Genomic DNA, 14,617 nt, shown 5'->3' on the forward strand with positions numbered 1-14,617 from the left:
CGGGCCAAAAAACGGGGGCGCTTCCACATCGGAAGCGCCCCCTTCTTTTTGACTGGATGCGGGCGGTGCGAGATCAGCCCACTGACAGCGTCAGCGCGCCGTCACCCTCATCGACATACACCGTCGACCCGTCCTTGACCGACCCGCGCAGGATCAGGTCGGCGAGCGGGTCCTGTAAATAGCGCTGCACCGCGCGCTTGAGCGGCCGGGCACCATAGACCGGATCATAGCCGACCCGCCCCAGCCATGCGCGCGCAGGCTCGGTGAGGTCGATCTTCACCTTGCGATCGGCGAGCAGGCGGCGGACGCGAGCGACCTGAATGTCGACGATCGGCGCCATGTGATCGGCCGCCAGGCGGTGGAACAGGATGATCTCGTCGAGCCGGTTGAGAAATTCCGGGCGGAAGTGCGACCGCACGACCTCCATCACCTGCGGCTCGACGCTTTCGACCCCCTGCCCGTCGCCGAGGTTGGTCAGATACTGGCTGCCAAGGTTCGAGGTGAGGATGATGATCGTGTTCGAGAAATCGACCGTGCGCCCCTGCCCGTCGGTCAGCCGCCCGTCGTCGAGCACCTGCAACAGCACGTTGAACACGTCGCCGTGCGCCTTCTCGACCTCGTCGAACAGCACGACCTGATAGGGCCTGCGCCGCACCGCCTCGGTCAGCACGCCGCCTTCCTCATAGCCGACATAGCCTGGAGGGGCACCGATCAGCCGGGCGACGGCGTGCTTCTCCATGAACTCGCTCATGTCGATGCGCACCATCGCGCTGGGATCATCGAACAGGAATTCGGCCAGCGCCTTGGTCAGTTCGGTCTTGCCGACGCCGGTCGGCCCCAGGAACAGGAACGAGCCGAGCGGCCGGTTGGGGTCCTGCAATCCGGCGCGCGAGCGGCGGACGGCGGTGGCGACCGCGCGGACCGCTTCGGCCTGACCGATCACCCGTTTGCCGAGCGCCTCCTCCATCGCGAGCAGCTTCTCGCGCTCGCCCTCGAGCATCCGGTCGACCGGGACCCCGGTCCAGCGGCTGACGACGGCGGCGATGTCGTCGGCGGTCACTTCCTCGCGCAGCATCGCGCCGGCCGACGCACCGGCGGCCTCGGCCAGTTGCTTCTCCAGCGTCGGGATGGTGCCGTAGGTCAGCTCCGACATCTTCGCCAGATCGCCCGAGCGCTGCGCCTGTTCCAATGCCATGCGCGCGGCGTCGAGCTGTTCCTTCAGCTTCGCTTCGGAGGCGATCTTGTCGCGCTCGGCCTGCCAGCGGGTGGTAAGGCCCGCGAGTTGCTCCTCGGCATTGGCCAGTTCCTCCTCCAGCGTGTCGAGCCGGTCGAGGCTGGCGGCGTCGCTCTCGCGCTTCAGCGCCTCGCGCTCGATCTTCATGCGCAGGATACGGCGATCGAGGCTCTCGATCTCCTCGGGCTTGCTCTCCACCTCCATGCGGATGCGGCTGGCGGCCTCGTCCATCAGGTCGATCGCCTTGTCGGGCAGGAAGCGGTCGGTGATGTAGCGGTTGCCGAGCGTCGCCGCCGAGACCAGCGCGCCGTCGGTGATGCGGACGCCGTGGTGGAGTTCGTATTTCTCCTTGAGGCCACGCAGGATGCTGATCGTGTCCTCCACGGTCGGTTCGCCAACGAACACCGGCTGGAACCGCCGCTGGAGCGCGGGGTCCTTTTCGACATGCTTGCGATATTCGTCGAGCGTGGTCGCGCCGATGCAGTGGAGTTCGCCGCGCGCGAGCGCCGGCTTCAACAGATTGCCGGCATCCATCGCGCCTTCGGATTTGCCCGCGCCGATCAGCGTGTGCATCTCGTCGATGAACAGGATGATCTGACCCTCGGCGCCCTTCACCTCGTCGAGCACGCCTTTCAGCCGTTCCTCGAACTCGCCGCGATATTTGGCACCCGCGATCAGCGACCCCATGTCGAGCGACATGAGCGCGCGGTCCTTCAGTCCTTCGGGCACGTCGCCATTGGCGATGCGCAGCGCGAGACCCTCGGCGATCGCGGTCTTGCCGACGCCGGGTTCGCCGATCAGCACCGGATTGTTCTTGGTCCGCCTTGCGAGGATCTGGATCGTGCGGCGGATTTCCTCGTCGCGGCCGATGACGGGGTCGAGCTTACCGTCGCGCGCCGCCTGCGTCAGATCGCGGGCGAATTTCTTGAGCGCGTCGTAGCGGTCTTCCGCACCCGCCGTGTCGGCGGACCGGCCACCACGCAGCTTGTCGATCGCGGCGTTCAGGCCCTGCGGCGTGACGCCGGCGGCGGTCAGCGCCTTGCCCGCCGGCCCTTGCGACAGCGTCAGCGCCAGCAGCAGCCGTTCGACGCTGACGAAGCTGTCACCCGCCTTCGCCGCGATCTGTTCGGCCTGATCGAGCAGGCGGACGAGGTCGTTGTCGAGGCCGGGCGACGATTGCGCGCCCGATCCCGACACCGCCGGAAACCGGGCAAGCGCGGCGTCGGTATCGGCATTGACGCGCCGCGCGTCGCCACCGGCGGCGGCAATCAGCCCCGATGCCATGCCCTGATCGTCGTCGAGCAGCGCCTTCAACAGATGTTCGGGGGCGATCCGCTGATGGCTGTTGCGGATCGCCACGGTCTGCGCGGCTTGCAGGAAGCCTTTCGCGCGGTCGGTGAATTTTTCGAGGTTCATGGGCGTTCCCCTGTGATGTTGGCCGCGATATGGTGTGGTATATCGGCAACACAAGAGGCGTCGTTAGGGGGTATTGCCCATCATCGTCACCCCGGACTTGTTCCGGGGTCCACCTATCGGCGGGCGATGCCGGTCAGGATCGGACCGCATCGTCGGCGGCGTGGTGGACCCCGGAACAAGTCCGGGGTGACGTTGGGGCAGGTGAAAGGGCACAACCATGCCCCGCCTCCAGCCTCACGCTCCTTCGAGCAGCCGTTCGCGCTTGATCTTCTCGCGCCAGACCAGGGGCGCGAGGTGGTGGACGTTCTGGCCTTCGCTGTCGACCGCGACCGTCACCGGGAAGTCCTCGACCTCGAACTCGTAGATCGCTTCCATGCCCAGATCGGCGAAACCGACGACCTGCGACCCCTTGATCGCGCGCGCCACCAGATAGGCCGCACCGCCGACCGCCATCAGATAGGCCGACTTGGCCTCCGCAATCGCCTTGGTCGCATCGACGCCGCGTTCGGCCTTGCCGACCATCGCCAGCAGGCCCTGATCGAGCATCATGCGGGTGAACTTGTCCATGCGGGTGGCAGTGGTCGGACCGGCGGGTCCGACGACTTCCTCGCCGACCGGATCGACTGGCCCGACATAATAAATGACGCGCCCGCGGAAATCGACCGGCAGTTCCTCGCCCTTGGCCAGCATGTCGGCGATCCGCTTGTGCGCGGCGTCGCGGCCGGTCAGCATCTTGCCATTGAGCAATAGCCGGTCGCCATGCTTCCACGTCGCGACGACTTCGGGGGTCAGCGTGTCGAGATCGACGCGGATAGCTGCCTTGTCCGGTGTCCAGTTGACGTCGGGCCAGTCGGACAGCTTGGGTGTCTCCAGATACGCCGGCCCCGATCCGTCGAGCGTGAAATGCGCGTGGCGGGTGGCGGCGCAATTGGGGATCATCGCCACCGGCTTGGAAGCGGCATGCGTCGGCCAGTCGAGGATCTTGACGTCCAACACGGTCGACAGCCCGCCCAGCCCCTGCGCGCCGATGCCGAGCGCGTTGACCTTGTCCATCAGCTCGATGCGCAGCGCCTCGATATCGTTTTGCGGTCCGCGCGCCTTCAACTGCGCCATGTCGATCTGGCCCATCAACGATTCCTTGGCGAGCAGCATCGCCTTTTCGGCGGTGCCGCCGATGCCGATGCCGAGCATGCCGGGCGGACACCAGCCGGCCCCCATCTGCGGCAGCATCTCCAGCACCCAGTCGACGATCGAATCGCTGGGGTTCATCATCTTGAACTTCGACTTGTTCTCGCTGCCGCCGCCCTTGGCCGCGACGTCGACATGCACCTTCGTGCCCGGCACCATCTCGACATGCAGCACCGATGGCGTGTTGTCCTTCGTGTTGCGCCGGGTGAACGCCGGATCGGCGAGGATCGAGGCGCGCAGCTTGTTTTCGGGGTGGAGATAGGCGCGGCGCACGCCTTCGTCGACGACCTCCTGCAACGACCGGTCGGAGGCGAGGCGGCAGTCCTGGCCCCATTTGACGAACACGGTGACGATGCCGGTGTCCTGACAGATCGGGCGATGCCCCTCGGCGCACATCCGGCTGTTGGTCAGTATCTGCGCGATCGCGTCCTTGGCGGCCGGGCTCGTCTCGGCGGCATAGGCGTCGCCCAGCGCGCGGATATAATCCATCGGGTGATAATAGCTGATGAACTGGAGCGCGTCGGCAACGCTGTCGATCAGGTCGGCTTCGGTTATGGTGACGGTCATCGGCGGGTCCATGGCAAGCGGTTTGGCGTCTGTCCAAAAACGCGCGGATGCGCGTTTTGCGGTGCCGGCCCGCTCCCCCACCCGGCCACCCACACGGTATCCTCGATGGGTGGCCGGGTGGGGGAGCGGGCCGGCACCGCACAAGAAACTCGCTCTTCCGCGAGTTTCCAGACGGACTCTTGTCTGCCGTCCTACAGGGTGCGACGCCTGCCTTGCAAAGACTTCGTTCACCTCTGCGCGCTATCGCTTCCTGTCGGATCAAGGGGACGGACGTTGCACCACGGCGGACTGAAGGCGGCGTTGCGATCGTGGGTACAGGGATCGGACGATCCCGCCCGCGGCGATGCCGGCCGCGCGCTGCTGCTGCTGCGCGAGGCGGAGAACCATGGCCCGACATGGTTCTGGCAGACCGACCGCATCGGCCGCCTGACCTATCTCAGCGGCAAGATCGCCACGGTGTTCGCCGACCATGGCCTCGATCCGGTGGGGATGCCGCTGATCGACCTGTTGCGCATCGCCGGCGGCGCCGAGCGCGGCGGCGACGCCGAACGCACCATCGCCTTTCATCTGAGCGCGCGCACCGCCTTCGCCGACTATGCCGTCACCCCGGCGATCAAGGGCAGCGGCGACTGGCACTGGACGGTGTCGGGCAGCCCCGCCACCGATCCCTATGGCCGCTTCGAGGGCTTCGTCGGCACCGGCAGCGATACCGGATCGATCCGCCAGTCCGATGCGGCGATCACCCGCCTCGCGCTGTTCGACAGCCTGACCGGGCTGGCCAACCGCCAGCGGATGCGCATGTCGCTCGAACAGACGCTGGCGCAAGGGGGGTATGACGGGACCGCGCTGTTCCTGCTCGACCTCGACCGGTTCAAGGCGGTGAACGATACGCTGGGCCATCCGGTCGGCGACGCGCTGCTCAAACAGGTCGCGGCGCGGCTGACGCGGGCAGTCGGCGAGGCCGGCCTCGTCGGGCGGCTGGGCGGCGACGAGTTCCAGGTCGTGTTGCCGCGCATGGGCGACCGGGCGGCGATGGCGACGCTGGCGCAGGGAATCATCGCCGCGCTGTCGCAACCCTTTTTCATCGGCGAGGCGTGCGTGTCGATCGGCTGTTCGATCGGCATTGCGGTTTCGCCCGAGCATGGCGATGGCCCCGATACGCTGGTGTCGCATGCCGACCTCGCGCTCTATGCCGCCAAGGGCGCGGGGCGCGGCGTCCACCGCTTCTTCCACGACGCGCTGCTCGACGGGGCCCGGTCGCGCCAGCAGCTCGAAACCGAATTGCGCCAGGCGCTGGCGCTCGACCAGATGCGGCTGGTCTATCAGCCGGTAGTGGCGACCGCCGATGGCGCGATCACCGGCTATGAGGCGCTGCTGCGCTGGGACCATCCGCAGCGCGGGCGGATGCTGCCCGCCGATTTCCTGAGTGTCGCCGAGGAATCGGGGCTGATCGAACCGATCGGCGAATGGGTGTTGCGCACCGCGTGTCGCGACGCGGCGCGCTGGGGCGGCGAGACGCATCTGGCGGTGAACCTGGCAGCGACGCAGTTCGCCAATCCGGCCTTGCCCGCGATCGTCACCAACGCGCTGGCCCGCGCCGGCCTGCCGCCCGACCGGCTCGAACTAGACGTGGCGGAGGCGAGCGTGTTGCGCGATCTCAACGCCTCGGCGACGATCTTCGCCGCGCTCAAGACGGTCGGGGTGCGGATCGCGCTCCATGATTTCGGGGCGGGGCCGGCGTCGCTCGGCTGCCTGCGCCGCCTGCCGTTCGACCGGATCAAGATCGATCGCAACTTCGTGCGCGGTGTGGGCGACGTGGCCGGGCGCAACGCAGCGGTGGTGCGCGCGATCACGACGCTGGCCAATGCACTGGCGATCGAGACGACCGCCAAGGGCGTGGAATTCCACGACGAGATCGCCGCCGTGCGCGACCTCGGCTGCGACAGCGTGCAGGGTTTCGTCTATGGTCAGCCGCTGGAAGCCGAGGCGGCGATCACGCAACTGCGCGCCGGCGGCGTCGCCGAGAGCAGCGGCCTGAAATCCAATCGCGCGCCGCGCACCCGCATGTTGCGCAGCGCCACGATCGAGATCGCCGGCGAACGCCGCATCGCCCGCATCCGCGACCTGAGTTCGACCGGCGCGCTGATCGATTCGATCGTGTTCGACGACGATCTCGTCGGCGATCGCCTGCGGATCGAGATCGTCGATGGCCAATGGGTGGCGGCGACGCTGCGCTGGGCGCAGGACGGCCGCGCCGGGCTGCATTTCGACCAGCCGATCGTGATCGACCGGCGGATGATGAACCGCCGCCGGGGTTGATCGCAAACCGTTACCGGGGTTAGCCACGGCGCATGACCGAGTTGCCCAAGACCGAGGCGGACGCCGCCGCCGAGCTGACCGATCTCGCTGCGCAGATCGCCCGTGCCGACGCGCTGTATCACGGCGAGGACGCGCCCGAACTGGACGATGCCGAGTATGACGCGCTGGTCCGCCGCAACCGCGCGATCGAGGCGGCCTTTCCGCACCTCATGCTCGCCGATTCCCCGTCGCGCCGGGTCGGTGCCGCGCCGTCGGGGCATCTGGCGAAGGTCGCGCATGCCCGGCCGATGCTGAGCCTCAACAACGCCTTTGCCAACGACGACGTCGCCGAGTTCATCGCCGGGGTCCGCCGTTTCCTGCGGCTGGCCGACGATGTCGCCGTGGCGCTGACCGCCGAGCCGAAGATCGACGGACTGTCGTGCTCGCTGCGCTATGAAGGGCGGCGGCTGGTGCGCGCGCTGACGCGCGGCGACGGATCGGTCGGCGAGGACGTCACCGCCAATGTCGCGACGATCGCCGACATTCCGCAGACCTTGCCCGAAGGCGCGCCCGACGTGTTCGAGGTGCGCGGCGAGGTGTATATGGCCAAGGCCGATTTCGCCGGACTGAACGCCCGCCTGCTGGCGGACGCGCCCGATCCGGCCAAGGCGCGCCAGTTCGCCAATCCGCGCAACGCCGCCGCCGGATCGCTGCGCCAGAAGGACGCCGCCGTCACCGCCGCCCGCCCGCTCAAATTCCTCGCGCATGGCTGGGGCGAGGCGAGCGCGCTGCCCGCCGAGACTCAGGCCGGGGTCGTCGCGGCCTTGCGCGACTGGGGCTTCCCCATCGCCGAGGCGTTCCGGCGGTGCGAGGGCACGGCGGAGGCGCTCGACGTCTATCGCGCGATCGAAGGGCGCCGCGCCGACCTGCCGTTCGACATCGACGGGGTGGTCTACAAGCTCGACCGGCTCGACTGGCAGGAGCGGCTGGGCTTCGTCGGCCGCGCGCCGCGCTGGGCGATCGCGCATAAATTCCCGGCGGAGCGCGCGCAGACGACGCTCAGGGCGATCGATATTCAGGTCGGGCGCACCGGCGCGCTCACCCCGGTCGCCCGGCTGGAGCCGGTGACGGTCGGCGGGGTCGTCGTCACCAACGCCACGCTGCACAACGCCGACGAGATCGAGCGGCTGGGCGTGCGCGTCGGCGACCGGGTGGTGGTACAGCGTGCCGGCGACGTCATCCCGCAGGTGGTCGAGAATCTGACCGCCGGCGAGCCGCGCGACGCCTTCGTCTTTCCCGCCGAATGTCCGGTGTGCGGGTCGCTCGCCGAACGTGGTGAGGGCGAGGTGGTGGTGCGTTGTACCGGTGGGCTCATCTGCCCGGCGCAGCGGGTCGAACGGCTGATCCATTTCGTGTCGCGCCATGCGTTCGACATCGCCGGGCTGGGGCTGGTGCGGGTCGAGGAATTCTTTCGCGACGGGCTGATTTCCTCGCCCGCCGATATTTTCCGGCTGCACGGAAAACGCGCCGAGCTGGTCCAGCGCGAGCGCATGTCCGACCTCGTCGTCGGCAAGCTGCTCGACGCGATCGAGGCGCGGCGGACGATCGCGCTCGACCGGTTCCTGTTCGCGCTCGGCATCCGCCATGTCGGCGAGATCACCGCGCGCGACCTCGCCCGGCGCTACGGCACGATCGAGGCGTTCCGCGAGATGATCGACCGCGCGCTGGCGGTGCGCGCCGAAACGGTTCCGGCGATCGGCGAGAACGACCGCAAGTTCGTGCTGCGGCGCGGCCGGGCGCTGGTCGCGGCGGTCGAGACGCAGGGCATCGGCCCCGAAGTCGCCGACGCGCTGCTCGCCTTCTTCGCCGAGGAGCATAACCGCGCGGTCGTCGACGATCTGCTGGGCGAAGTCCGCCCCGCCCCGGTCGAACACACGACCGTCGCCTCGGAACTGACCGGCAAGACGGTGGTGTTCACCGGCAAGCTCGAAACGCTCAGCCGCGACGAGGCCAAGGCGCAGGCCGATGCGCTGGGCGCGCGGGTCGCGGGATCGGTATCGAAAAAGACCGATCTGGTGGTGGTCGGTGCCGATGCCGGATCGAAGCGCGCGAAGGCCGAGGAACTGGGCATTCGCGTGATCGACGAGGCGGCGTGGAACGCGATCGTATCGAATGCGACGTGATGTTTTTGCAACGCACCAACAGAGACTTGGCCACCCCCTTTCGATTGTCAGAAAATAGAAATATGCGACGTTCATTGGCGCTGGGACGGTGAAGCGCACCGCCCGAACCAACTGACGAGTCGCGCCAAAAATATTGCGATTCAAAGGGGACTTATGAACACCAAGCTCTTTGCCGGCGTGGCCTTTGCCGCGCTCCTCCTGCCTGTCTCGGCCTTTGCGCAGTCGACCGGTTCGACTGATTTCGAATCGGAAGACATCGTCGTCACCGGTTCGCGCGCCGACAACGGCGTCGACGGCATCAAGATTCCCGACGGCCCCAAGGCGCGCGTCGTGCTGGATCAGGAATTCCTGGCGAAGCAGACCCCCGGCAACACGGTGCTCGACGCGCTGAACATCGTTCCCGGCGTCAACTTCACCCAGAGCGATCCGTTCGGCTCGTCGGGCGGCAACATCCGCATCCGCGGCTTCGACGGCAACCGCGTCTCGCTGACGTTCGACGGCTTCCCGCTGAACGATTCGGGCAACTATGCGATCTATTCGAACCAGCAGCTCGACCCCGAGCTGGTCGACGAGATCAACGTCAACCTCGGCGCGACCGACGTCGACAGCCCGACCGCATCATCGTCGGGCGGCACGATCAACTATCGCACGCTGATCCCGTCGGAAACGCTGTCGGCGACGCTGGTCGCTTCGTACGGCGATTTCGATTTCCACCGCGTGTTCGGCCTGATCGAAACCGGCAACCTGACCGCGTCGGGCACCCGCGCGTTCCTGTCGGCGTCAAAGGCCTCGAACGACAAGTTCCGTGGCACCGGTGAAATCCGCAAGCAGCAGTTCAACGCCGGCATCTACCAGCCGCTGGGCGACAACGGCGACTTCATCCGCATCTCGGGCCACTATAACGAGAACCGCAACAACCAGTTTCGCAACCCGACGCTGAGCGACATCCGCAATGCGCTGCCCGCCGGCGTCGTTGCGGCGAACGCCGCGGCATCGCCCGAAAACCCGATCCGGCTCGACTTCACGAACAGCCAGTTCGCGGTCGTCAACGGCATCGAGAATGACGCGCTCTGCTCGACCCCGACGCCGGTGAACGGCACGGCACAGGCGGCGGCCAACTGCTCGAACTATTACGGCGTCCGCATCAACCCGTCGAACACCGGCAACGTGCGCGCCAATTCGCGCTTTTCGCTGACCGACCGGCTGACGCTGACGCTCGACGGGTCGTACCAGTATGTCCTCGCCCATGGCGGTGGCAGCACGACGCTGAGCGAGAGCGATCCCCGTGCCAAGGGCAGCCTGACCGCTTCGCAGGGCGTCGACTATAACGGCGACGGCGATTTCCGCGACACCGTGCGCTTCTTCACGCCGAACATCACCAACACCAACCGCTACACCGGCATCGCCTCGCTGCGCTACGACTTCAGCGACGACCAGCGCGTTCGCGTCGCCTATACCTATGACAATGCGCAGCATCGTCAGACCGGCGAATGGGGCTATCTCTATTCGAACGGCATGCCCGAAAATCCGTTCGCGGGCCGCAACGGCCGCCCGGTGCTGGCCGCCGACGGCTTCGTCATCACCCAGCGTGATCGCAAGTCGGTGGCGTTGCTGAACCAGATCTCGGGCGAATATATCGGCCGCTTCTTCGACCGCAGTTTCACCATCCAGGCCGGTCTGCGCGTGCCGTTCTTCAAGCGCGATCTCCAGACCTACTGCCCGGTCCAGGCACGCGACGGCTTCGCCTATTGCTCGTCGCAGCCGATCCCCAACCCGACCGTGGTCGGCACCCAGCCCTATGTGATCGTGCAGCCGGGCGCCGCCTTCACCAGCACGGGCAATCCCCAGCCGCTGTATGCGCCCTATGCGCAGGAATATACCTACGACGCGCTGCTGCCCAACGTCGGCTTCACCTACAACTTCGTCGACACCAACCTCAGCATGTTCGGCAGCTACGCCAAGGGCCTCTCGGCGCCGCGCACCGACAACCTGTACCGCGCGCCGTTCATCGACGTGCAGCCGGAAAAGACCGACTCGTTCGATCTCGGCCTGCGCTACAACAGCCGCATGGTGCAGTCGCAGGTCACGGGCTGGTACATCGGCTACAAGAACCGCATCGTGACCTCGTTCGATTTCGAACAGGGCATCTCGTTCGACCGCAACATCGGCGCGGTGGAAAGCTATGGCTTCGACGGCACCGTCACCGTGCGTCCGGCGCAGTGGGTCGGGCTGACGGCGATCGCGTCGTACACCCATACCGAGCTGCTCTCGAACGTCCGCACCACCGGCACGCAGGTCGTCGCGACGCGCGGCAAGAAGGTCACGGAAACGCCTGAGTGGCAGTTCGGTGGTCGTGCCGAGTTCAACTATGGCCCGGTCAACCTCGGCGTGCAGGGCAAGTGGGTCGACGAGCGGTTCGCGACCGACCTGAACGACGTGGTCGTCGGTGCCTATACGCTGGTCGATCTCGACGCGCGTTTCAGCCTCGAGGATTACGGCCTCAAGCGCACCAGCCTGTCGCTGAACGTCCGCAACCTGTTCGACGAGCGCTATTTCGGCAACATCAGCACGCAGGTCGACGCACGCTCGGGCAACCCGAACTTCTCGGTCGGCTATCCGCGTACCGTCATCGGCTCGGTCAAGTTCGGCTTCTAAGCCCTACCGAACCCGGCCATCCGCGAAACCGCCGTCCCGGAAACGGGGCGGCGGTTTTCGTTTGGGGCGGGTTTCCGCTACACACCCGCTTTGCAACCCGCCCCCCGCAGCCTAGAAGCGGACAGGGGCAGAACGATGTGACGGAGCGCATGACGCTAAAGCCCGCCATTTTCTCGCGACCCTTCTTCGAACAGAAGAACCGTGCCTTCTGGCTGCTGCAGGCGGCCGGGTGGACCGGCTATCTGATCCTGCGATCGGTTTCGACGGTGGCGAGCGCGGCGTCGCTCAAAAGCGTGCTGGGCAACATCGTCGAGGTGATCGTCGGCTATTGCCTGACGCTGCTGATGAGCGTGCTCTACGGCTATTACCGGTCGATGCCGCGCCTGCCGGCGATCTTCCTGACGATGTGTACCCTGTCGGCGGCGACCTTCGCCTATTCGCTGATCGACGCCTTCGTCTTCACCTTCATCCGCAACGTGTCACCCGACGTCAGCTTCTCGCTGGTGCTGGGCACGCTGTTTCTGAACTTCACCGTGCTGGCGGGCTGGTCGGCGCTGTACTTCGGCATCAACTTCTATCTCGTGGTCGAACAGCAGGTCGACGAGATGCAGATGCTGGAGATGCAGGCCTCCTCGGCGCAGCTCGCGATGCTGCGCTATCAGCTCAACCCGCATTTCCTGTTCAACACGCTGAACTCCATCTCGACGCTCGTCCTCCTCAAACAGACCGAGAAGGCGAACGTGATGCTCAGCCGCCTCGCCTCGTTCCTGCGCTACACGCTGGCGAACGAGCCGACCGCGCATGTGACGCTCGAGCAGGAGGTTGAAACGCTCAAACTCTATCTCGATATTGAAAAGATGCGGTTCGAGGAGCGCCTGCGCACCAGTTTCGATGTCGACGCGCGCGTCGCGCACGCGCGGCTGCCCTCGCTGCTGCTGCAACCGCTGGTCGAGAATGCGATCAAATATGCGGTCACGCCGCAGATCGAGGGGGCCGACATCACGCTTACCGCTCGGCTCGCCGGTAACCGGGTGCAGATTGCCGTATCGGACACCGGCCCCGGCTTGATCGACGGCCCGAAGCGGCCGACGCTGTCGACCGGTGTCGGGTTGCAGAACATCCGGGACCGGCTGGCACAGGCCTATGGTCCCGATCACCGGTTCGACACCCGCTCCGGCGCGGGTGGCGGCTTCGTGGTCGAGATCGAACTGCCGTTCCAGACGCAAGACGTTACCAAAGAGGCCGCATGACCATCCGTACCATCCTTGTCGACGACGAGTCCCTGGCGATCCAGGGACTGGAACTGCGGCTGCAAGCGCATGACGATGTCGAGATCATCGACAAATGCACCAACGGACGCGAAGCGATCCGATCGATCAAGACCCACAAGCCCGACCTCGTCTTCCTCGACATCCAGATGCCCGGCTTCGACGGCTTCTCGGTCGTCCAGGGGCTGATGGAGGTCGAACCGCCGCTGGTGGTGTTCGTCACCGCATACAGCGACCATGCGATCCGCGCGTTTCAGGCCGATGCGGTCGATTATCTGATGAAGCCGGTCGAGGAATCGCGCCTAGCCGACACGCTCGACCGGGTGCGCCAGCGCCTGTCGGAAAAGCGTGGGCAAGCCGAGGTCGAAAAGCTGAAGGAAGTGCTGGCCGAGGTCGCCCCCGACACGGCGGCCGAGATGGAAGCCGCCGATGGCGGCGGCGACGACGCGGTCGGCGCCAACCGGTTCGAGAAACTCATCAACATCAAGGATCGCGGGCAGATTTTCCGCGTCGATGTCGACACGATCGAGATGATCGAGGCGGCGGGCGATTACATGGTCATCAACACCGGCGACAATTCGCTGGTGCTGCGCGAGACGATGAAGGACCTCGAAAAGCGGCTCGACCCGCGCCGGTTCCAGCGGGTGCATCGCTCGACGATCGTCAACCTCGACCTCGTCAAGCAGGTGAAGCCGCATACCAACGGCGAATGTTTCCTGATCCTCGAATCGGGATCGCAGGTGAAGGTCAGCCGCTCGTATCGCGACGTGGTGGCGCGCTTCGTCCACTGATGACCGAGATTACCGTCGCGGCGCTGTACCGCTTCGTTCCCGTGGCCGATCCGCCGGCGCTGCGCGCCGCGCTGGAGGCGGTGCTGGCGGCCCATGGCGTGCGCGGCACGTTGCTGATCGCGGGCGAGGGGCTGAACGGCACGATCGCTGGATCGGCGGCGGGGATCGACGCCGCGCTCGCCGCGATCCGCGCGGTGCCGGGGTGCGAAGACCTGGCACCCAAGTTCAGCCATGCCGCGACGATGCCGTTCCACCGGCTGAAGGTACGGCTGAAGCGCGAGATCGTGACGATGGGCGTGCCGGGCACCGATCCGAAGCGAATCGTCGGCACCTATGTCGCGCCGGCCGACTGGAACGCGCTGATTGCCGATCCGCAGACGGTCGTGATCGATACCCGCAATGCGTACGAGGTGAAAGTCGGCACCTTTGCCGGGGCAGTTGATCCGGGGACCGACAGCTTTCGCGACTTTCCCGACTGGTTTCGTGCCAATCGCGACGCGCTGCTGGCGGGCAAGTCGAAGGTCGCGATGTTCTGCACCGGCGGCATCCGCTGCGAGAAATCGACCGCGTTCCTGAAAAGCGAGGGCGTCGAGGAGGTCTATCACCTCGACGGCGGCATCCTGAAATATCTCGAAGCGGTGCCGGCGGAGGACAGCGCGTGGCAGGGCGAATGCTTCGTGTTCGACGAACGGGTTTCGGTCGGCCACGGACTGACGCCCGGCACGCACGCGCTGTGTCGCGGATGCCGCAGGCCGGTCAACAACGCCGACCGCGCCTCGCCGCTGTACCGCGAAGGGGTGGAGTGCCCCGCCTGTGCCGGCACCCATGATGCGGCAACGCTGGCGGGCAAGGCGGAACGCCACCGGCAAGTCGCGCTGGCCGCTGCGCGGGGGGAACGCCACGTCGGTGCGCGGATGGAGCGTGACGGGGACAACTCCCCTCCCTGACAAGGGAGGGGTCGGGGGTGGGTCGGTCGGCGAGGAAACGCTGCGGCTCCCACTACCCTACCCCCCCCCC

Annotated in this window: 8 protein-coding genes; 6 read left to right on the forward strand and 2 right to left on the reverse strand. The window is 66.6% G+C overall.

Annotated elements, in window-relative coordinates:
- Positions 1-73: 73 nt before the first annotated feature.
- Both clpB and ASE78_RS14125 read right to left on the reverse strand, forming a co-directional pair.
- Positions 74-2,650: an ATP-dependent chaperone ClpB gene (gene clpB / locus ASE78_RS14120; protein WP_056497997.1), complete on the reverse strand. Its 2,577-nt coding sequence runs from the start codon at positions 2,648-2,650 to the stop codon at positions 74-76.
- Positions 2,651-2,884: 234 nt separating this feature from the next.
- Positions 2,885-4,405, reverse strand: coding sequence for a fumarate hydratase (locus ASE78_RS14125; RefSeq protein ID WP_056498162.1), 1,521 nt, complete (start codon positions 4,403-4,405; stop codon positions 2,885-2,887).
- A 273-nt stretch (positions 4,406-4,678) separates the two neighbouring features.
- On the opposite strand from ASE78_RS14125, the gene ASE78_RS14130 reads away from it, so the two are divergent.
- The 6 genes from ASE78_RS14130 (at position 4,679) to ASE78_RS14155 (ending at position 14,547) form a co-directional block, all read left to right on the forward strand.
- Positions 4,679-6,724: an EAL domain-containing protein gene (locus ASE78_RS14130; protein WP_056497998.1), complete on the forward strand. Its 2,046-nt coding sequence runs from the start codon at positions 4,679-4,681 to the stop codon at positions 6,722-6,724.
- Between the two features lie 32 nt (positions 6,725-6,756).
- Positions 6,757-8,886, forward strand: coding sequence for an NAD-dependent DNA ligase LigA (gene ligA / locus ASE78_RS14135; RefSeq protein WP_056497999.1), 2,130 nt, complete (start codon positions 6,757-6,759; stop codon positions 8,884-8,886).
- Between the two features lie 153 nt (positions 8,887-9,039).
- A complete protein-coding gene (locus ASE78_RS14140; RefSeq protein ID WP_056498000.1) occupies positions 9,040-11,541 on the forward strand; it encodes a TonB-dependent receptor in 2,502 nt (833 codons plus the stop codon).
- 149 nt (positions 11,542-11,690) lie between these two features.
- Positions 11,691-12,791 (forward strand): sensor histidine kinase, encoded by a 1,101-nt coding sequence (locus tag ASE78_RS14145; RefSeq protein ID WP_055759315.1) that lies wholly within the window; start codon positions 11,691-11,693, stop codon positions 12,789-12,791.
- A complete protein-coding gene (locus ASE78_RS14150; RefSeq protein ID WP_055759312.1) occupies positions 12,788-13,600 on the forward strand; it encodes a LytR/AlgR family response regulator transcription factor in 813 nt (270 codons plus the stop codon). Before ASE78_RS14145 ends, ASE78_RS14150 begins: the two co-directional genes overlap by 4 nt.
- A complete protein-coding gene (locus tag ASE78_RS14155; RefSeq protein ID WP_056498001.1) occupies positions 13,600-14,547 on the forward strand; it encodes a rhodanese-related sulfurtransferase in 948 nt (315 codons plus the stop codon). The genes ASE78_RS14150 and ASE78_RS14155 overlap by 1 nt, the downstream gene beginning before the upstream one ends.
- Positions 14,548-14,617: the final 70 nt, after the last annotated feature.

Origin of the sequence: Sphingomonas sp. Leaf25, from assembly GCF_001421635.1 — a bacterium.
Lineage (GTDB): Bacteria > Pseudomonadota > Alphaproteobacteria > Sphingomonadales > Sphingomonadaceae > Sphingomonas.